The 21,360-nt window shown below is 59.9% G+C and carries 13 protein-coding genes and 1 riboswitch; of the genes, 6 read left to right on the top strand and 7 right to left on the bottom strand.

Annotated elements, in window-relative coordinates:
* Nucleotides 1-94: 94 nt before the first annotated feature.
* From putA to NQF87_RS08205, 5 genes are all read right to left on the bottom strand, one after another.
* Nucleotides 95-3,730: a bifunctional proline dehydrogenase/L-glutamate gamma-semialdehyde dehydrogenase PutA gene (gene putA, locus NQF87_RS08225; protein ID WP_266127927.1), complete on the bottom strand. Its 3,636-nt coding sequence runs from the start codon at nucleotides 3,728-3,730 to the stop codon at nucleotides 95-97.
* Between the two features lie 299 nt (nucleotides 3,731-4,029).
* Nucleotides 4,030-5,112 (bottom strand): tRNA 2-thiouridine(34) synthase MnmA, encoded by a 1,083-nt coding sequence (gene mnmA, locus NQF87_RS08220; protein WP_266127926.1) that lies wholly within the window; start codon nucleotides 5,110-5,112, stop codon nucleotides 4,030-4,032.
* 11 nt (nucleotides 5,113-5,123) lie between these two features.
* Nucleotides 5,124-5,438: a ferredoxin family 2Fe-2S iron-sulfur cluster binding protein gene (locus NQF87_RS08215; protein WP_266127925.1), complete on the bottom strand. Its 315-nt coding sequence runs from the start codon at nucleotides 5,436-5,438 to the stop codon at nucleotides 5,124-5,126.
* 33 nt (nucleotides 5,439-5,471) lie between these two features.
* Nucleotides 5,472-6,623 (bottom strand): cysteine desulfurase family protein, encoded by a 1,152-nt coding sequence (locus NQF87_RS08210; protein ID WP_266127924.1) that lies wholly within the window; start codon nucleotides 6,621-6,623, stop codon nucleotides 5,472-5,474.
* Nucleotides 6,620-7,804 (bottom strand): cysteine desulfurase family protein, encoded by a 1,185-nt coding sequence (locus NQF87_RS08205; RefSeq protein WP_266127923.1) that lies wholly within the window; start codon nucleotides 7,802-7,804, stop codon nucleotides 6,620-6,622. Before NQF87_RS08205 ends, NQF87_RS08210 begins: the two co-directional genes overlap by 4 nt.
* A gap of 311 nt (nucleotides 7,805-8,115) precedes the next feature.
* On the opposite strand from NQF87_RS08205, the gene NQF87_RS08200 reads away from it, so the two are divergent.
* The 5 genes from NQF87_RS08200 (at nucleotide 8,116) to NQF87_RS08180 (ending at nucleotide 16,293) form a co-directional block, all read left to right on the top strand.
* On the top strand, nucleotides 8,116-8,811 hold the full coding sequence (locus tag NQF87_RS08200; RefSeq protein ID WP_323670725.1) for an alpha/beta hydrolase: 696 nt from the start codon (nucleotides 8,116-8,118) through the stop codon (nucleotides 8,809-8,811).
* Between the two features lie 42 nt (nucleotides 8,812-8,853).
* Complete coding sequence (gene tyrS, locus NQF87_RS08195) at nucleotides 8,854-10,104, top strand: tyrosine--tRNA ligase (protein ID WP_407652028.1); 1,251 nt, start codon at nucleotides 8,854-8,856, stop codon at nucleotides 10,102-10,104.
* 127 nt (nucleotides 10,105-10,231) lie between these two features.
* Nucleotides 10,232-12,982, top strand: a complete 2,751-nt coding sequence (locus NQF87_RS08190) for a class I SAM-dependent DNA methyltransferase (RefSeq protein ID WP_266127922.1) — start codon at nucleotides 10,232-10,234, stop codon at nucleotides 12,980-12,982.
* 4 nt (nucleotides 12,983-12,986) lie between these two features.
* The gene (locus NQF87_RS08185) at nucleotides 12,987-15,068 is read left to right on the top strand and encodes a DEAD/DEAH box helicase (RefSeq protein WP_266127921.1); all 2,082 of its coding nucleotides are present in this window, start codon (nucleotides 12,987-12,989) and stop codon (nucleotides 15,066-15,068) included.
* Between the two features lie 4 nt (nucleotides 15,069-15,072).
* On the top strand, nucleotides 15,073-16,293 hold the full coding sequence (locus NQF87_RS08180; protein WP_266127920.1) for a GIY-YIG nuclease family protein: 1,221 nt from the start codon (nucleotides 15,073-15,075) through the stop codon (nucleotides 16,291-16,293).
* A 6-nt stretch (nucleotides 16,294-16,299) separates the two neighbouring features.
* Here NQF87_RS08180 and NQF87_RS08175 read toward each other — a convergent pair whose 3' ends face one another.
* Together NQF87_RS08175 and rpe are read right to left on the bottom strand one after the other, a co-directional pair.
* The gene (locus NQF87_RS08175) at nucleotides 16,300-17,940 is read right to left on the bottom strand and encodes a heparinase II/III family protein (RefSeq protein ID WP_266127919.1); all 1,641 of its coding nucleotides are present in this window, start codon (nucleotides 17,938-17,940) and stop codon (nucleotides 16,300-16,302) included.
* 3 nt (nucleotides 17,941-17,943) lie between these two features.
* The gene (gene rpe / locus NQF87_RS08170; RefSeq protein WP_266127918.1) at nucleotides 17,944-18,618 is read right to left on the bottom strand and encodes a ribulose-phosphate 3-epimerase; all 675 of its coding nucleotides are present in this window, start codon (nucleotides 18,616-18,618) and stop codon (nucleotides 17,944-17,946) included.
* 161 nt (nucleotides 18,619-18,779) lie between these two features.
* Nucleotides 18,780-18,892, top strand: a riboswitch (TPP riboswitch).
* Nucleotides 18,893-18,973: 81 nt separating this feature from the next.
* On the opposite strand from rpe, the gene NQF87_RS08165 reads away from it, so the two are divergent.
* Entirely contained in the window at nucleotides 18,974-21,358 is a 2,385-nt protein-coding gene (locus NQF87_RS08165; RefSeq protein WP_266127917.1) for a TonB-dependent receptor, read from the top strand.
* The last annotated feature ends 2 nt before the right edge of the window (nucleotides 21,359-21,360 follow it).

Here is a 21,360-nt window from a genome sequence, read left to right as displayed (position 1 = left end):
CTTCCGCCTGCTTTTTTATTCATCTCGTGATGAATACACCGCCATAAACAGAATCGGACTAACAAGCGATCCATCCTTCCCCCGAGCTAAAAAATCAGCTCAAGGTCATCAGTTCAGCATTACCACCAGCAGCGGCCGTATTGATGCTAATCAATTTCTCCTGAAGCAGGGCCTCCGGCTGAAGTGTCTCTTCATCAGCCCAGTAAACCAAGGGCACAGGGGCTTCCGGATTCTTCAGATGGTCACTGACGATCTGCCACAGCCCTTCATTGATAGTCTCCGTCAGGATGACGGAGCAGCCCCCCACATCCTCCAGAGAATCCGCCGGCTGAATCACGCTCCGCAGCACGTCGGGCAGCGTATCCAGAGACCTGATCACGGCAGGAGCGGCCAGAGCCACGACCTCATTCCCACAGCTGACGGCATAACTGATCATACGCTTCAGACCACGAACCGTCTCGGCCACGATCAGCACACGGCCACGAGGCTCCAGCGTATAGGTGTTGCTTTCACCCACCGGGGATGGCAGCTCCAGACGACAGTCCAGCAGGCCATGATCCATCCACGGCGTCACCTCACGGGACAGTTCACGATCATCCGTACCCAGCCACAGCAGCCATGAACGGGCCATAGCAGGCATGGCATCCGTCCGGACCAGCGGCGTGCGGGGCGCATGGGCCAGCTGGCGACGCAGGGCCAGCGGACCACCAGCCTTCGGCCCGGTACCGGAAAGCCCATGCCCACCGAACGGCTGGACGCCCACAATGGCCCCGACAATATTGCGGTTGACGTAGATGTTCCCGGCCTCGACACGATTCACCAGATACTCGATCCGGGAAGACACACGGCTATGAACGCCAAAGGTCAGGCCATAACCACCAGCATTGCTGCGGGTAATCAGGGCTTCCAGCTCTTCACGCCGATAGCGCAGGACATGCAGCACCGGCCCGAAAATCTCACCACCCACATCGGCAATGGAGTTGACCTCAATCAGGGTCGGCGGAACAAAAGTCCCACCTTTGGTCTCTTCTGCCACAACCGGAGCCTGGAAGATCGGATGATTCCGGGCACGCAGAGCCTCGATATGGTCCACGATCCCTTTACGGGCGACTTCACTGATGACCGGCCCGACATCCGTGGCCAGCTTGGCCGGGATGCCGATGCGCAGCTCTTCCATCGCCCCCTTCAGGAGGGAGATGATGCGGTCAGCCGCATCTTCCTGCACACAGAGGACACGCAGGGCCGAGCAACGCTGCCCCGCACTGTCGAAAGCGGAGGACACGATATCCTTGACCACCTGCTCCGGCAGGGCAGAGGAATCCACCACCATCGCATTCAGTCCACCCGTCTCCGCCACGAGCGGCACGGGCTGGCCGTTCCGGCCCAGACGGCCCGTCAGCTGACGGGCAATGATCTGCGCCACGACCGTGGAGCCGGTGAACATCACGCCAGCAACACGCTCATCGGCCACCATGGCAGCACCGACATCCCCTTCACCGGGAAGGAACTGGAGGACCTCTTCCGGCACGCCTGCTTCATGCAGCAGCCTGACGGCCTGCATGGCAATCAGCGGTGTTTCCTCGGCAGGCTTTGCCAGAACGGTATTCCCGGCAGCCAGTGCTGCAGAGACCTGCCCAAGGAAAATGGCCAACGGGAAGTTCCACGGGCTGATGCAGACGACCGTCCCCAGCGGGAGATGCGTCTTGTTGCTGAATTCCCGCCGGACCATGCCACCATAATAGCGCAGGAAGTCGATCGCCTCACGCACCTCGGCCACGGCATTCGGGTAGGACTTCCCGGCCTCACGGACGGCAAGCCCCATATAGGCAATGTAACGTTCTTCAAGCAGGTCAGCCGCCCGTTCAAGGATGGCACCACGCTCGTCGGAGGACCGTGCAGCCCAGTCCTCAAAAGCCCCTTCGGCCACATCCACGGCGTGGGAAATGTCCTCCAGTACGGCAAAGGTCACCTGCCCGACCCTGTCGTTCCGCTCGGCAGGATTGGTCACCGGATGGACGGGACGTTCCGCCTTGCCCAGACCGGGCACCAACGGGGCTGCCTCATAGGTTTCCGGCAGGGTGTCCAGCTCCCTGCCAAGATGGGCCAGAACGGAATCATCGTTCAGGTCCATGCCCTTCGAGTTCTGCCGCTCCGGCTCGAACATGTCCAGCGGCTTCCTGATCTCACGATGAGGCGCACCAACCGGGCTGTAGGACCGTGTGACCTGCACCGGGTCTTCCACCAGTTTTTCCAGCGAAATCTTCGGGTCACCCAGCAGGTTGATGAAGGAGGAGTTGGCTCCATTCTCCAACAGACGGCGGACAAGATAGGCCAGCAGCGTGTCATATGTGCCCACGGGCGCATAAATACGGCACGGACGGTCAAGGTTCTTCGGCCCTACGACACGTTCAAAGAGGGCCTCGCCCATGCCATGCAGACACTGGAACTCATACTGCCCTTCATGAAAGTCCTGACCGGCCATCGCATAGATGGACGCTACCGTACGGGCATTATGCGTGGCAAACTGCGGGAAGATGGCATCCGTTGCACCCAGCAGCTTGCGGGCACAGGCAACGTAGCTGACATCCGTATGGCACTTGCGGGTGAAGACCGGGAAGTCCGGCACGCCATCAATCTGCGCCTTCTTCAGCTCGCTGTCCCAGTAAGCTCCTTTGACCAGACGGACCATGAGGCGATGCCCGGTCTCACGTCCAAGAGCGATGATGTAATCCAGCACGGAAGCGGCACGGCGGCCATAGGCCTGCACGACAAAGCCGATGCCGTCCCAGCCAGCCAGCTCGGGGTCACGGCAGAGAGCCTCCAGAATATCCAGAGAAATATCCAGCCGCTCGCTTTCTTCGGCATCAATGTTCAGGCCGAGATTGTAGTGCTTTGCCCGCACGGCCAGAGCCTTGACGGTCGGCAGCAGCTCACCCAGCACGCGCTCACGTTTGGCACGCTCATAACGGGGATGCAGGGCAGACAGCTTGATGGAAAGACCCGGCCGGTTATAGACCGTGTCACCCCGGGCACTGCTCCCGATGGCTTCCAGGGCCGCATGGTAGGCGGCCTGATACCGCTCGGCATCCGCACGGTCCAGAGCAGCCTCACCCAGCATGTCATAGGAATAGGTGAACCCCTGGGCTTCCCGCTTGCGGGAGTCTTTCAGGGCACCTTCAATGGTCTGCCCCAGGACAAACTGCTGGCCCATCATCTGCATGGCAAACTGCACGGCCTTGCGGACGACCGGCTCACCCCGCTTGCGGAGCATGTGATGAATCACGCTCATACGCTTTTTGGGAGCGACCAGACGGCTCGTAATGTCCAGACCCCATGAGGCCGCATTGATGATCAGGCCACTGTCACGCCCCATATGGGCCAGCCAGTCACCCACGCCGACCTGATCCCGGATCAGGGCATCACGTGTCGCATGGTCAGGTGTCCGCAACAGGGCCTCAGCCATGCTCATCAGGGCCACACCCTCGGCAGAGCCAAGGCTGAATTCCTGCACCAGTGTTTCCACCAGACCGGGCTTGCGGTGGTCACGCAGGGCACGGGCCAGCTCCAGCCCGACCCGACCGGCAACACGCTCCTCATCGAACTTCAGCTCGGCAGCGGGGAGCAGGGCCTCCACACAGGCCTGCTCCGGGTACCGGATCTTCTCAGCAATGGCCTTCCGCAGGACAGAACGTTCCGGCAATGTACCAAAATGACGTGCAAAATAAGCCATACCAAACCTTCAAGCTGATAGCGTGACAATCACTTCCTGTTGTTGTGGAGAAAGAACTTCTCTGTGCCCAGCCAGACCATGAAACATGGGGCTTTGTCCATATCCAAAAACAAGATTCATGCAAAATATATTTGGGAGCCGAAACATTCCTAAAAGCCAGCCATCCCCCATGATAAGGAATAGCCATTCCCCTCATCCTGAAGACCCGGCCATAAACGGCAGGAAAGCGTCATTTTTTTAACCGGAGGTAAAAACTGCGTGCAAAAACGGGTCTCCCCGCTCCCTTTTCAGTCCCCCATTCACCGGTCGGCGAGGATGAACCCTCCACCCAGTACCCGGTCCCCCTCATACATCACGCAGGCCTGGCCCGGAGCCGGCAGGGCGGGGTCCTCCAGCTGCACCTCGGCCCGGTTTCCCTCCAGGGGGCGCACGAAAGCCTGCCGCAGCCCTTCCCGTGCCCGGAGCTGCACACCGCAGCGCACCCCCTCTGCGGGAGCATCAATCAGCCAGTTCATGTCCCGCAGATGGACAGTCCGGCGGCTCTCGTCACTGGTCAGGGTCTGGCGGGGACCGACGATGATGCGGCGGGACGGCACGTCAATGGCCGTGACCATCTGCCGTTCTCCCGTGCCGGTATGAATGTCCCCCAGACGGCGACTCTGCCCGACCGTATAACGGGCAATGCCCTCATGACGACCCAGCACGTTACCCTTTTCATCCACGATGTCACCCGGCCCCTGAATCTCCGGCCGCATCTTCTCCACCAGCCCTGTATAGGAGCCGTTCGTCACGAAGCAGATATCCTGACTGTCCCGCTTGGTGGCAACGTCCAGCCCCAGCTCCTCCGCCAGTGCCCGCACATGGGCCTTGTCCGGCATCTCACCCAGCGGAAAACGCAGGAATTCAAGCTGCTCACGGGTCGTGGCAAACAGGAACCAGCTCTGGTCCCGGTCCCGGTCCACCGGGCGATGCATCTCCACACCCTCTGCGCCCTCCACCCGGCGCACGTAATGGCCGGTCGCCATGGCCTCGCAGCCAAGGTCACGTGCCATATTCAGAAGGTCCGTGAATTTGACGCCCTGATTGCAGGCCACACAGGGGACGGGCGTTTCCCCTCTGGCATACGCATCCGCAAAACTCTCGATCACGCTTTCCCGGAAACGGCTTTCCGCATCAATGACATAATGCGGAAAGCCGATACGCTCGGCGACCATGCGGGCATCCATGATGTCCCGTCCGGCACAGCAGGCACCCGGCTTTGCCGGACCGCTGTGGTCATAAAGCTGGAGGGTCGCCCCGATGACCTCATGGCCCTGCCGCTTCAGCAGTGCTGCCACGACAGAACTGTCCACACCACCGGACATGGCCACAAGGATACGCATGGTCAGACGCCTCAGCCAGCCTTGGGAAGATGGACGACAAGACCATCCAGCTCTTCCGTCATGACAATCTGGCAGCCAAGACGGGATGTCTTTTCCAGACCAAAGGCGAGGTCGAGCATGTCTTCCTCATCATCAGTCGGGCTTTTCAGCCTGTCCGCCCAGGCCGGGTCCACGATCACATGACAGGTTGCACAGGCGAGCGAGCCTTCGCAGGCCCCTTCAAGGTCGATATTATTCTCATGGGCAATCTCCAGCACGGAAAGACCAGTCTGTGCCTCCACCTCGTGGCGACTACCATCACGCTCAACAAAAACCATCCGGGCCATAAATCCCTCACTCCCTGTATCCATGCAGCAGCCTCACCACCCGGCAAGGCCCTGCCCAAAACGGGCCACTGCGCACTCCACGTCACCTGCCGGGGTAAAACGTCCTACCGACAGACGCAAGCTCCTGCGTGCCTCCGCCTCCGTCAGCCCCATTGCCTTCAGAACGTAGGATGGTGCCCCGGATGCTGCCGAGCAGGCCGAACCTGATGAAAAGGCAACTCCCGGCACGGCGGCCATGACCTGCCAGGCCTCAGGCCCGGCGGGCAGGCATATGTTCAAGACGCCCGGCAGCCGTGGGGCGGATGCTCCGTTAAGACGGGCTGCCGGGAACAGCTGCCGCATACCCTGCCATAGCCCATCCCGCAAGCCCGCAAGACGCTCCGCTTCAGCCTCCCCAGTCTCCACGGCCATCCGTGCGGCCACCCCCATGCCCACGATGAGAGGAACAGGCAGGGTGCCGGAACGCAGACCCCGCTCCTGCCCGCCACCGGACAGCAGCGGGACCAGCCGCACACGGGGCCTCCGCCGGACATACAGGGCACCCACTCCCTTCGGACCATATATCTTGTGTCCCGAAAATGAGGCGAGATCGACTCCCTCCAGCGTGCAGGGCAGCTTGCCGAACATCTGGGCCATGTCCACATGCAGCAGGGCACCGGCCTGCTTCACGGACAGCATGAGGCGGGGAATATCCTGCACCACGCCTGTCTCGTTGTTTGCCGCCATGATGCTGACCAGCAGGGTGGGTGTCTTCAGGGCCTCTTCCAGACGATCCGGCAGCAGGCGGCCATCCGGCTCCACGGGCAGGATGACAGGCTCGAACCCCTCCGCCGCCAGAGACCGCACGGCTTCCAGAACGCATTTATGTTCCGTCGCCACGGTGATGATGCGCCGCCGTCCGTCGCCCTGTTCCTTCAGGAAGCGGGCTGCTCCCTTGATGGCCAGATTGTTGGACTCCGTCGCCCCGGAGGTCCAGATCACTTCCTGCGGACTGACCTGAAGGGCTTCGGCCAGTTCCTCCCTGGCACGCTCCACGGCGTCCTCTGCCTGCCGCCCCGGAAGATGCAGGCTCCCCGCATTGGCAGGCTGCTGCGTGAACCACGGCAGCATCGCCTCCACCACGGCAGGATCACAGGGAGTCGTGGCAAGATAGTCCAGATAAATCACGTCATCCTGACGGGTCACTGGCTTCTCCCGCAGGACGATGTTTTTTTCAGGAGGCCCCGTTCAGCAAAACGCTGCGCCATGAGGCCATAAGCCCGCCCGAAGGCCCGTACATCATCAGCCACGACATTCCACGGCAGGGAGACACGGATGGCCTGCCCCGCCGCCTCACCCTGTCCCATCGCTTCCAGCACATGCGACCGGCTCACCTTGCCGGACGAACAGGCAGACCCGGCAGACACGCAGTAACCTTCAATATCCAGTGCCATGAGCTGCATCTGGGCAGGCACGCCGGGCAGGACGGCACTGACCGTGTTGGGCAGACGGGCCACCCCATGCCCCATGATGATGGCTCCAGCCTGTACCATGACAGCCTCCAGCTCATCCCTGAGGACGGCCAGAATGTTCCAGTCCTGCCTCCGGCTCTCTTCTAGGGCAGCGGCCATGCCCATGTGGGAAGCGAGGGCCGGTGTGCCGCCACGCCGTCCCCGCTCCTGCCCTCCACCGGGCAGCAGAGGGGACAGGGGCCTGTCTTCTGGCAGAAGCAGCACGCCTGACCCCTTCGGGCCTCCCATCTTATGGGCAGACAGGGCCAGACTGGCTCCCTCCAGTGAACCATCCTTCAGGGCCAGCAAGAAATCATCCTGTTCCCGCATCCGTCCTGCCGCCTGTACGGCATCAACATGCAGGAAAGCCCCATGACGGCGGCACAGAGCCGCAACCTCCCGCAGCGGTGCATGAACACCCGTCTCGTTATTTGCCGCCATGATGCAGACCAGTGGAGCTTCATGAGCCTCCAGCATCTCTTCCAGAGCCGTACGGTCAATCACACCCTGCCCATCCACAGGGATGATTCCAGCCTCCGGCACAGCCCTGCGGATGGCATCATGCTCGGTGGCCCCCATGAGGATGGGGCGTCCTTCTGCATGACCGAAGGCATGCAGGGCAAGCGTATCGGCCTCCGTCCCTCCCGACGTAAAGACACAGCTGTCCGCTTCCCGCCCGAAAGATGCTGCGATCTGACGCCTGGCCTCCTCCAGCATGATGCGGGCCTTACGTCCCGCCGCATGGACGGAGGCAGGGTTTCCCACCTGGTCCAGTCCTGCCAGCATGGCATCCCGTGCTGCGGGGCGCAGGGGTTCAGTCGCATTGGCATCCAGATAGACTGGAGCCTGCTGCATCGCCGCTGCCTGCTGAACCATCTTTCCCTTCCTCCGGCCTGATAAAGGGCCTCCGTGCCCCTGACATCCCGTGATAGGCTTCGCCCCTGTAAGGAGACAAATACAATCTTCTTTACCAATTTGAAAAAACCATCACGACAGAGTCGATTTTGGTAGAAATTACCAAGATGAAACCGATATACAACGCCGGTATGTTCCTCCCGGACAGGGGCCATCCTTCTGCCGGGGGCGTAAAATCATGCCCGGAGTCCTGACCCGACCGGGCATAGTCGGTTCGCACATCACTCTGGGCCTCCATCAGGCGGCGGGGTGGACAAGAAGATGAGAGACGCATGCCTGAAGTCATGTTCGCCGGCCCGGATGGGCGGCTCGAAGGCCATTACCATCACTCCGAAAACCCAGACGCCCCCCTCGCCCTGATCATCCACCCGCACCCGCTGCATGGCGGGACGATGAACAACCGCATTGCCTACACCATGTACCGGCGTTTCCAGACAATGGGGTTTTCCGTCCTGCGTTACAACTCCCGTGGGGTCGGCCGCTCCCAGGGGCGTTATGACGGTGGAATCGGGGAAATCTCCGATGCCGCCGCTGCGCTGGACTGGATGCAGATGATCAATCCCAATTCTTCGGAACTGTGGATCGCCGGCTATTCCTTCGGGGCCTTCGTGGGGATGCAGCTGCTCATGCGCCGGCCGGAAATCCGGGGCTGGATCAGCGTGGCCCCGCCCGCTGATGATTATGACTTCAACTTCCTTGCCCCCTGCCCGTGCAGCGGCCTGATGATCGCCGGTGGCAAGGACAGCATGGCCCCCGAGCCTGTCATCCGCAAGCTGGTGGACAAGCTCAACACGCAGAAGAATGTCACGGTCGATTACCGTGTCTTCGACAATGCCGACCATATCTTCTCCCAGCAGGCGGAACTGATTGCCGATGCACTGGAAGACCATGTGACAACCCGGCAGAAAAACCTTTTTGCCCCTGAAGAAACGCTGATGATCCAGCCTGCGGCAGAAGCTGTCGGCTGACCAGTCCCCGCCCGACAGGACATCCCTACAGGAAGGCCCTTCATGACCGATATACCGCTTAAAAGCCCGTTCCTGCGAGAGGCCAAGGCCCGTGACATGATCTTCCAGTGTACCGATTTCGAGGCACTGGACGAACAGATGCTGGCAGGCCCGATCACGGCCTATATCGGCTTCGACCCCACGGCGGACTCCCTGCATGTGGGTAATGCCATGTCGATCATGATGCTGCGCCTGCTCCAGAAGCACGGACACAACCCCATCGCCCTGATTGGCGGTGGCACGGCGAAGATCGGCGATCCCTCCTTCCGTGATGAAGCCCGGTCCCTGATGACGGACGAGACCATCACCCACAATCTCGCCGGTCTGCGGGCCTCTCTGGGGCAGTTCCTGAATTTTGATGATGGGAAATGCCGCCTCGTCAATAATGCGGACTGGCTGGACAGGCTCTCCTATATCAGCCTGCTCCAGGATGTCGGGGTGCAGTTCTCCGTCAGCCGGATGCTCTCCTTTGAAAGCGTGAAGCAGCGTCTGGACCGGGAACAGGGGCTGACCTTCCTCGAGTTCAACTATTCCATTCTTCAGGCATTCGATTTCCGGGAGCTGTACCGCCGCCACGGGGCCATCCTCCAGATGGGCGGCTCTGACCAGTGGGGCAACATCGTCTCCGGCATCGACCTTGCCCGCCGCACCGATGGTGCCCGCCTGTTCGGGCTGACAACACCGCTTGTCACCACCTCCTCCGGTGCAAAAATGGGCAAGTCCGCCAACGGGGCCGTATGGGTCCGAAAAGAGCGGCGGCCTGTCTTCGATTACTGGCAGTTCTGGCGCAATACCGAGGATGCCGACGTAGGCCGCTTCCTCAAGATGTTCACGGACCTCCCCGTAGAGGAATGTGAACGTCTCGGTGCGCTGGAGGGTGCGGAGATCAACGAGGCCAAGAAGATTCTGGCCACCGAGGCCACGGCCATCTGCCACGGCCGTGCTGCCGCCGAGGAAGCTGCCGAGACGGCCCGCAAGGTGTTTGAACAGGGCAGCGTTCAGGCCGCCCTGCCGGAAGTCACGCTGCCTTCCGGCCTGCCTGCCGAGGGGCTGCCCGCCTTCAAACTCTTCGCAGAAGCCGGGCTGGCCGCCAGCGGTGGTGAGGCCCGCCGTCTCATCCGTGGTGGAGGTGCACGGCTTAATGACGTGGTCATCAGGGATGAAAACCAGACCATCACCTCCGCCGACTTGACCGATGGAGCACTGAAACTCTCCTCCGGCAGGAAAAAGCATATTCTCGTCCGGGTGGGGTAACAGTCCACCACACAGTCAGGGAAGAATCAGACCCCTCCCTGACTGTGTGGCGTGCAGTAACGCATCTGGACAAAACTGGCCGTATGTGATTCGCTTTCCCCCTTATTCTTAATAAAGGGTTGATGGCGTGAATCCGACTGAAATCTATGATGCTCTCTCGGACCTCGCCTCTCAGCCCTACGATGCCAGTGCATTTCCCTATGATTTTGCGCTCGCCACGGATGCCGCCAGAGCGAACGTGGACCGGTTACGCAAGGGAGGAACCAATCGTTCCGACCTGCCTGATGGTGTTCTGCTGAACCGCCGGTTCCATTTTGCTCCAGCAGACCCGACGGCGGAAATGACAGTTGATTCCGTTCTGGACCAGCTGAAGGCCTCTCCCCGCAATAAACAGGCCAAACCGGCCATTCTCCTAACGACAGACGGCATCATGCTGGCCGCTTTCCACCCTGCCAGCGGGGAAAGCCTTCATTGCCGGCTGGATGAAATGGCCAGACATTTCGGCTTCTTCCTCCCCGCTGCGGGTAAGGAGCGTTACCGGGCCGTGGAAGAAAACCCCGTTGACGTGCAGGCCACGGGCAAGCTGGCCAGGCTCTATGACGCCCTCATCCGGCACAACCCGGAATGGAAGAATCCCAGCCATACGCACATCATGAACCAGTTCATGATGCGGCTGATCTTCTGCCTGTTCTCCGAAGATGTCGGCATCTTCCCCAAGGACCAGTTCACCCGCCTCGTGCTGGATTATGGCGGGAAAGAAGGTGAAGCCCTGCATACGGTCCTTCAGGCCGGGTTTGAAGCCATGAACCTGCCGAAGGACGGACGCAGCCACCTGCCGGACTGGACGGCCCCTCTGGAATACGTCAATGGCGGGCTGTTTGCGGGCGAAATTGCCATACCGACCTTTGATGTCACGGCCTTCCGCTACCTGAAGGATGCCTGCCAGCTGGACTGGAAGGACATCAACCCCGACATTTTCGGCTCCATGATCCAGTCCGTGGCGGATACGGGCATCCGGGCCGAACTGGGAATGCATTACACATCCGTCCCCAATATCCGCAAAGTCATCGATCCCCTTTTCCTGGATGGTCTACGCAGCGATATCCAGAAGGAGTGGGACAGAGCTGCTGCCCTACGGAAGCTCCGCAGCAAACTCGGTCATATCCATATTTTTGACCCCGCCTGCGGCTCCGGAAACTTTCTTGTCGTTGCCTACCGCCAGCTCCGGGAGCTGGAAATGACCATCCTGCAACGGCTGGCCACGCTGAACGGCAATGACACGATGGAGCTGTTTTCCATCATCCCGATTGCCAATTTTCACGGCATCGAATGTGCGGACTTTGCCGCAGAGACGGCCAAACTGGCACTGTTCATTGCGGAATATCAGGCCAATGCCCTCTTTGCCGAACGTTTTGGCCGGGCCATCGCCCCCCTGCCGCTACGGGAAGCTGCCCATATTGTCTGCGGCAATGCGCTGCGGCTTGACTGGGAGGCAGTCTGCCCACCACCGGGAGGTGATACACTGGTGTACATCATCGGCAATCCGCCTTTTCTGGGTTCGAACTACCAGAATGCTGAGCAGAAAGCCGACATGGCCATCACTTTCTCCGGTGCCGTGAAAAACTATCGGGGGCTGGATTATGTGGCGGCATGGTTCTTCAAAGCGGCCCGCTATATTCAGGGACGGCAGGCAGAGGCCGCTCTGGTTTCCACCAATTCGCTCTGTCAGGGGCAGGCCGTCAATGCCCTCTGGCCCGACCTGCTGAGGAAGGAGCTGGAGATCAGCTTTGCCCATACTTCCTTCAAATGGCGCAACAATGCCAGTCATAATGCCGCTGTTGTCTGCATCATTGTCGGGTTGAGAAACCGTCCGGAAACCAAGACCACAACACTACTAAAACGACTCTTCACCGGGGAGACGGAGCATCAGGCGCAAAACATCAATGCCTATCTGCTGGATGCTCCGAATGTGTACATTGAAAAGGCCAGCAAAAGCATCTTCGGGCTACCTGAGATGACTTACGGTAACAAACCTACCGATAACGGCCATCTCATCCTCTCACCAGAAGAAAAAATCCAGCTCCTGCAACAGGCCCCACAAGCTGAGCCCTTCATTCGGCGGTTCATGGGCTCCAGAGAGGCCATCAATGATCTTGAGCGTTATTGCCTCTGGATTGATGATGCAGAGCTGAAACAGGCAAGGCAGATTCCGCCCATTGCCGAACGCATAAAGGCTACATATGCAGCCCGTCTTGCCATGAAAGACGCCCGCAACAACCAGAAACTGCTGGACCGACCTTGGCAGTTCAGGGAGCATGACGCCCCACAAAACCACGCCTACCTCGTCCCCAGTGTCAGCTCGGAACGCCGTCCCTATCTTCCGGCCATCCGGGTTAAATCTGACACAATTTCCTCCAACCTCAACTTCGTCCTCTATGACGCCCCGGAATGGTGCTTTGCCCTGCTGATTTCCCGCCTCCATCTGGCATGGGCGGCCTCAGTCTGCGGCAAACTGAAAACAGACTTCCGCTACTCCAACACGCTCGGCTGGCACACCTTCCCCGTGCCCGTCCTCACGGAGGCAGACAAAGAGGTCCTGAAGCAGTCCGGGCGGGAGATCATGAAAGTGAGGGCGTCCTACTTCGACAAAAATATGGCCGAACTGTATGACCCGAACAAAATGCCCGCCGACCTCCAGGCGGCCCACCAGGCCAATGATGCCCTGCTGGAAGGGCTTTATAATAAAGGGCAGGCTTTCGCCAACGACACACAGCGGCTTGAGCATCTCTTCCGCCGCTATGCTGCCCGTGTAGAGCAGAACCGGAAGAAACAGACCGTCCGCAAAAAACGCTCCACAATGAAAAAGCAGGAGGGCTGACCCGATGGCACACATGCTCACCATGACCTATGGCCACAGCAGGGCAGGCACCAACGCACAGGGGATGCGCCCCATGCAGGAGCGTGTCTATAAGGTCCGGCAGGCCCAGCATATTCTTCTCAAAGCCCCACCTGCCGCCGGGAAAAGCCGTGCCCTCATGTTCGTTGCGCTGGACAAGATGCGCCATCAGCATGTGGAAAAAACCATCATCTGCGTGCCGGAGACCTCCATTGGTGGCTCCTTCAGCAGCACCGCCCTTCCCGGCTTTGAATGTGACTGGGTGGTGGAAGACCGCTGGAATCTCTGCCTCGACAGTGATGAAAGCTCCCCCCGCAAGGTACGGGCTTTTCAGGACTTCCTGAAAGATGACACGGCGCAGGTGCTGGTCTGCACCCATGCCACCTTCCGCTTCGGGTATGATGCCGTCATCGCACAGAAGGATGTGGAGCGTTTTGATTCCTGCTTCATCGCCGTGGATGAGTTTCATCATGTCTCAGCGGGAGATAACAACCGCCTCGGCTTCATCCTGCGGGAACTGCTGAGCCGGGACCGCTGCCACCTCATGGCAATGACGGGCAGTTACTTCCGGGGGGATTCCATTCCCGTTCTCCGCCCGGAAGATGAAAGCCGCTTCACCCCCATCACCTACAGCTATTACGAGCAGCTGGAAGGCTATGAGTTCCTCAAGAAACTGGGCATCTCCTACGAGTTCTATAAAGGCACCTACATCAACGGGCTGAAGGATGTTCTGGACCCCACACGTAAGACCATCATCCATATTCCGCATCGTGGATCATCCGAGGCCTTTGGTGACAAATATGATGAAGTCGGGCAGATCATCGACCTCATCGGCACGGTTGAAAGGCGAGACCCGGAAACCGGCTTCGACATCATCCGCCGGCCTGATGGCCAGCTTATCAGGCTGGCTGACCTTGTGGATGACGGCCCCGACCGGGACCGCATAAAAACCAGCCTTGCCAGAACCATCACCGGACCGGATGGCAAACGGGATGACGAAGCCGACCGGGCCAAGGTGGACATCATCATCGCTCTCGGCATGGCCAAGGAAGGATTTGACTGGGTCTGGTGCGAACATGCCCTGACCATAGGCTACCGCTCCTCCCTCACGGAGATCGTCCAGATCATCGGCCGTGCCACACGAGACGCCCCAGGCAAGGCACGGGCTGTCTTCACCAATCTGGTCGCCGAGCCGGGAGTGGAAACACAGACCGTACAGGATGCCGTGAATGACATGCTCAAGGCCATTTCCGGCTCCCTGCTGATGGAGCAGGTTCTGGCACCCAATTTCAAGTTTTACAGGCGGGAGGATGGTGACATCCGTGCCCCTGTCAGCACGGATGCGCAGGGGCATGTCACCATTGGCATCCACAATCTTGATGAACCCCCAACCCAGCGTGCCCGTGACATCTGCGAACGGGACATGAACGACCTTGTCGCCACCACCCATCAGCACATGTCCAGCCGTGCCCTGAACCCCGGCACGGCCCCGGAAGTCATCAACCAGCCCGTGCTGACCGGCATCATCACGCAGCGTTATCCTGACCTGACAGAAGATGAGACAGAATCTGTCCGGCAGCAGCTTTCCGCCCGCATCAACCTTCCTGCACTGGCTCAGAAGAGCCTCCCAGAAGACGATACCTCGCCGGCACAGCCCCATGAAAACGGGCCTTCTTCATCTGAAACATCAGAAGCCTCCTCCACAAAGGAAGAACGGCCTGCAAGTGCGCCCAATACCCTGCTCAGCCTCGTCCAGCGGCTCATCAACGTGAAAGAACTCGATATTGAGCTGATCGACAGCGTCAACTGCTTCCAGGAGCGATTTAAAGTCATCTCCCGGGATATGGATGCGCCCCTGCTGGCGCAGATCAAGACCGCCTTTGCCGCCCAGCGTTACGGCATGACGGATGATGAGGCCATTGCCCTCTGGCCCCGCATCAAGGCCTTCCGTGAGCAGGAGGGCCGCCTGCCCGATGCCCACTCACCCGATGAGCTGGAGCAGCGGCTGGCTCTTGCCCGTCTCCACCTCGCCAGGGCCAAGGCACGCCGCCAGCAGCAACAGGACTGACCCGATGAAACGTCTCACGCTGGATGATATTTTCGCTGAAGATGATGAACTCGGCCTGCTTCCGGATAGTGCCTCATCCATGCAGCACGGGCAGAGCACCCGCAGGACAGGGCTGGACCTCTTGGAGCAGGTAAGCCGTTTTTACGAAGACCATGACAGACTGCCAGATGCCCAGGCTGAGGATCATGATGAAATGTGCCTCGCTGCGGCATGGTACCGTGCGGCTCCAGCTCCCTCCCCGGCCATGAAAGAGGCTGACAGGCTGGGACTGCTTGCCCGGTCCACCCGGCCATCATCTTCCCTGCCAGACTGGCGGAATGATCAGGCGTTTATGAATGCGCCCCAATCGCTGGAAGATATTTTCAGTGATGACGATGATCTGGAGATGGATACCAGCATCTTCAGCCTCCGCCATTCCAGCCCCGCAGCAGAACGGGCCGTGCCGGAGCATCAGGCCAACATCACACCTTGTGCCAATTTTCAGGATTATGCGGCCCTGTTCGAGGCCGTACAGCAGGAGATATCCAGCGGCATCCGCAAGGCAAAACGTGTGCGGAAAAATCAGATTCTTGAACCGGCAGAAGGTGATTTCTTCATCCGCAATGGTCTGATTGCCTATGTCGCCGAGAAATACGAGAAAACCTACCGCCACGGCGACCGGGAACATCGGCTCCGCATCGTTTTCTCCAATGGGACGGAAAGCGATCCACTCATGTCGTCCTTCCGCAAATCCCTGACGGAAGATAAAACGGCGCGCTTCATCTCCCGCATCGGCCTTGGACCGCTTGCCGGTAGCGAGACCGTCACCAATGCCACCGGTACCATTTACGTCGCCCGTTCCCTCTCCGAGGTTCCGGCCATCCGTAACCTGCGGAGGAGGCTTCATAAAATCGGCGTCACAAGTGGCGATGTGCGCCGCCGGGTCGCCGACGCCCGCAATGACCCTACCTTTCTCATGGCTCCCGTGGAGATCGTGGCCACCCATACGCTGGTCAATCTCTCCTACCGCAAGGTGGAAGACTGCCTGCACCGCTTTTTCGCCCCCTCACGGGCGATACTGCATGTCCGTGACCGTATGGGAAAGCTGATCTACCCGAAGGAATGGTTCCTGCTGCCTGTTGAGCTTGTCAGTCAGGCTGCCGATCTCATACAGAAAGGCACACTCCACCTGTACGAGTATGCCCCCCATCAGCAGACCATCTCCCGCAAAAACACATCCCAATAATCCCCCTTACAGGGGCACATGCTCCAGAACCCATTCCACCCGCTGCTGGCGTCTGGGGGGTTTCATGGTCCTGTTTTCTGAATCGGCTTCATCCTCTGCCACGGCCAGATTACGGCCGGGAAGTGCCCTGACGATGATCTGGGAGGTCTGTTCAGGGGCACCCCGCCCCATGTAGAAATCATCTTCTAGAGCGATGACACCTCCCACCTGGCGGAAACGCCATATCTCTGACGGTGCATGAAGGAGAATCTCTTCATCCTCCCGCTCCACCCGCACGTCGGGATGGACATGAAAACGCAGCGTGAAGGGAACATCACTCTCTCCCTCCACGACATCACAGCCCCGCAGCTCTTCACCAGAAGGCTCCAGATAAAGTGACCGGTACCAGATGGCCCCATAAGACGGGTAATAGCCATTATGGGACAGGTGGAGTTCCTGTACGTATCCCTGCCGCCCCTGCCTGCACCATACCTGCGACGGGCGGCGGGTCACATGACCATCCTCTCCGAAATCGGCAGATGAATCCCCATCCACGACCAGCACCGTATGCGCTGCCGAATGACGCAGGGCACGCTGCCATGCCCCGCCTTCCGCCGCTCCACAGTTGACGAACAGACGCTGCCGGTAATGGGAAAATTCAAAGGACATCGTTCCGGCATGGGCTGTCCGGTCCATCCCATGCGGGGCCGGAGCCGCCGCATCCACCAGCAGCAGGGCACGCCCTGCCGTCAGGCGGGCAAAGCCCCCCCTGCCAAGACTGGAGGCCACGACCTTGTACCGCTCCGCCTGCTCCAGAAGCTCCAGAACGTCTTTTTCTCCCCGCTCCTGTGAACCATTGAACAGGGCCAGCCCCCCATCCCCATGACAGAATGCCCGCAGCACGGCACAGGCCCGCCCCAGCATGACAGGAACACAGTCCGGTGGCATCCACTGCAGGGTCGTGAACATGCCCTGAATGGCCGTCAGCTGCTGTACGCAGCGATACTGTGCCTCCGGGCTGCGTTCGGCCACAATACCATCTTCACCCAGCAGCCGCTCCAGCTCCAGTGGAAGCTGCTGCTCGAACCGCTTGAAGAAGCCATCATAATGCGGCACGGCCATATAGACGGCCAGCAGCCCCCGCAGCACGGCCAGCCCTTCCCAGCCTATGGGGGGCAGGGGCAGCATGGCCGAGAGGCGGCGGGCCTCCCGCACTGCCGCATCCAGAACGAGCTGCTGCGCTCCCTCAGTGGCCGTAGAGAGACAGAATTCATAATGCCCCAGCCAGTTGGACAACCGCCGCCCCATCACGCCACTTTCCCGGGCGACAGGATCAGTCGGCGGACGGTCCGCCCATGATGCCACCATGGACCGGGCCAGAAGACGGGCACCATTCGTACCGAATGTCCGGAGGTCTTTCAGCCAGTCAAACCCATAGAACCAGCGACGCACTTCCTCCGGCCAGTCATTGCTCTGCCAGACACCACGCAGGGGCAGGCTGTAGGTCTTCTGGGCAAACCGGAACACGCCGCCAATCAGCAGCGCGCCCTGATCCACGTCACCCTCCTCCCTGTCCTGATACAGACAGACAGGGCTTGCCTCCCCATGCTGCCGCCGGGGCAGGGAGACAAGCATCAGCCTGAAATAACGCCTGCATGAGCTAAACAAGCATCATTCCCCTGCAGCTGACAGAAGGGCGGGACGGGCCGCAGCCCGCATTCCTTCAATCGCCGCACGGCGGTCATCCTTGCCGAAAATGGCCGAACCCGCCACCAGCATGGTCGCTCCGGCCTCCGTCACCAGTGGTGTGGTCTTTTCATCAATGCCACCATCAACACCCAGCACGATGTCACGCCCGGTCTGGCGGATCATCCCGGCAAGGGTGCGTATCTTGGCCAGCTGGCCATGAAGGAACTTCTGCCCCCCGAAACCGGGATTGACCGTCATGACCAGAATGATGTCGACCATATCCATGACCTCGGACAGGGCCTCCGGCGGGGTGGCAGGGCAGATGGCCACGCCCGCCTTGCAGCCCAGCGCATGGATGCTCTGAAGGGTACGGTGCAGATGGGCATTCCCCTCCACATGCACGGTGATATGATCCACCCCCGCTTCTGCCATGGCGGCCAGATAGGGGTCTGCCGGTTCGATCATCAGGTGGGCGTCAAACCGTGCCCTGCTATGGGGCCGCAACGCCTTGATGACGGGCATGCCGAAAGAGATGTTCGGAACAAAATGCCCATCCATGACATCAAGATGCAGCCACGGTGCCTCTGCCACACTGCCCATCTCATGACGCAGACTGGAAAAATCGGCGGCAAGCAGGCTCGGCGCAATAATGGGCATGTAACCTCCATGTAAAGAAATCAGCACAGGTATTCGCATTTAATATTGGCAGAATGAGGGTTTTTTACAAGAGAATCCCTGCCCTCCAGCCAATCCTCCGGACCCGCGTGAAAGAAACGTGAAAGAAAATGGACAGGTACCGTTCCATCTGCTAACGAGAAGCCTGTTCCGAGGGGTGCCTTCATCATGGAGGGCTGAGAGACTGGGTAAGACCATTCAACCCTTTGAACCTGATCCGGTTCGTACCGGCGAAGGGACAGGAAAACATCACGGGGCGGACGTCTGTCCGTTATTCCCCCTGAACTGACGCCTGCACAGCGAACCTTCACCATCGTGTCCCGAAGGCGAAGATTCCATGCGCTCATTTTTCTCCAGCCGAAAAACGGCCCCCCTCTTCCTGCTTCTGTGCAGCCCCGGCTGGGCACTGGCAGCCTCCGAGAAACAGGCTCACAAGCCCGCCACACCCCATCATCCCCCCAGGCATCAGGCACCTCATGCCGTGCAGGCCAGAAAGGTGGAATACCTCACCACTCGCGCCACGCCAGAGGTCGTCCAGCGTGGTGGCGGGCTGATCCGTCCCCAGCATGGCACGCAGTCCATCAGCGAGGTGGGGCGCAGCTACATGGACATACAGGCCCCCACGGCCTCGGCCTTCCAGCTCGTGTCCATCCTGCCGGGTGCCAACGTCACGACATCCGACCCGTTCGGCATTTCACCCAACACCAACATCAGCGTGCGTGGCCTGAGTGGCGATGCGCTGGGCTATGTGCTGGAAGGGATGCCCCTTAACGATGCTGCCTCCTATGGCGGGTATCCCAACCAGTTCGCCGATACGGAGAATTACAGCAAGGTCGGCCTCCAGCAGGGATCAGCCGATCTGGACAACCCGGTCCTCAATGCCGCAGGCGGGCTGATGAAACTCTCCTTTCTCGACCCGTCCCTCAGGCCCGGCGGCCTGGCCTCCTTCTCCTATGGTTCCTTCAATACCAGACGGGGTTTCATCCGGCTGGAAACGGGTGAAATCGGCCATAGTGGCGTGAGGGGGTTCGTCTCCTACTCCAACACCCATGCGGACAACTGGCGGAGCGGCGGATATGACACACGCCAGCACATTGATTTCCGGCTTCTCAAGGAATGGGGGCAGGGAAGCCATGCCGGCATTCTGGGGTCATGGAACAGGGCCAATACCAGCTATTACCCCTTCTCCTCCCTTGAAGACTGGAAAACTGACGGCATCCGCAGCGGCTGGCTGACCCGGCATTTTGACCCTGAAAATAGCACGAATTACTGGCGGCTCTCCCGTGACCCGGAAGAAACGCTCTATGTCGGTGCGCCGGTGCATTTACGCTTCAGTCAGCGTTTCTCCTTCGACATCACCCCCTATGCCCAGAAAGCCTACGGCAACTTCCCCTATGGCTCTACACTCTCCAGCACGGGGAATTATTACGGCACCCAGCCCGTTTCCTCCCTGCCCGTGGGAGACAGCCAGACTGTCCGGGCCGATTACACCCAGCGCAGCTACCGGTCCGGCGTGAACATGGCCTTCCATGCCCATTACAGATGGAATGACTTCGTCATGGGCTACTGGTACGACTATGTAGATGACAATGAGCCACAGCCCTTCACGCTGGTCGGCAATGATGGTTCTGCCACCAACATCTGGGCGGACAAGAAGCGCAGCCGCATCCTCATGCCGGATGGCAACCCCTATCTGGCCGGGGGCTTCCACACCATGTCCCAGACCAACGCCCTCTATGTCGGAGACCATATCTCCCTGATGAATGACAGACTGGCCATGGATATCGGCTTCAAGGAGGTCATGCTGCACCGCTGGGGCACCAATGATGTACCCGGTCCGCAGCGCAACATCTCCAGCAACAGGCAGGAACCCCTGCCCCGCTTCGGCCTGCGCTGGAACTTCACGAAGCAGGATCAGCTCTTCCTCAACGTGAACACCAATTTCCGGGCACCGGCCCTTTCCACCTATTACAACAGCTATGCCGGTGTGGATGCCAATGGCGTGCCCAACGGTTCCATCAGCCAGGCCGGGACCAACCGCCTGAAAAACGAATATTCAGTCTCCGAGGAGTTCGGTTACCGCCGCACGGGGGACTGGCTGACGGCAAGCCTGACCTTCTTCAACTACAATTTCCGCAACCGGCAGATACAGACCGGGGAAGCAAACAACCCCAACATCATCACGACCATCAACGCCGGGAAGCAGACCTCCCGTGGTGTGGATGTGGAGCTGGGCACACGCCCCTGGCACCATATCAGCCCCTATGCGTCCTTCGAATATCTCCATGCCACCATCGACAATGACATCTCTGCCGGAAGCGACACCCTGCCCACAGCAGGCAAGACAGCCGTCCGCAGCCCCCATTTTCAGGCCGGGGCAGGACTGCGCTATGATGACGGGCACTTCTTCAGCATGATCACCATGCATTACATGAGCCATCAATATTCCACCTTCATGAATGACGAGCGTATCCCTTCCATCATGACGGCTGACCTGACCCTTGGTTACCGCTTCAGCACTGTCGGCTTCCTGCATCAGCCCACGTTACGGCTGAACCTGAGCAACATCAGCAACCAGCGTTACCTGTCCGGCATCAATTCCACCACACTGAACGCCCATGACACCACGGGCCTTCATGGGAGCCGGGTCAGCGGATCCGCCCCAGGCTATTATATCGGTGCCCCTTTCGCTGCCCTTGCCAGCCTGACCGCCGGATTCTGAAC

Source organism: Bombella dulcis (genome assembly GCF_026385505.1).
Classification (GTDB): domain Bacteria; phylum Pseudomonadota; class Alphaproteobacteria; order Acetobacterales; family Acetobacteraceae; genus Bombella; species Bombella dulcis.
This window is presented reverse-complemented; position numbering and strand designations above follow the sequence as displayed.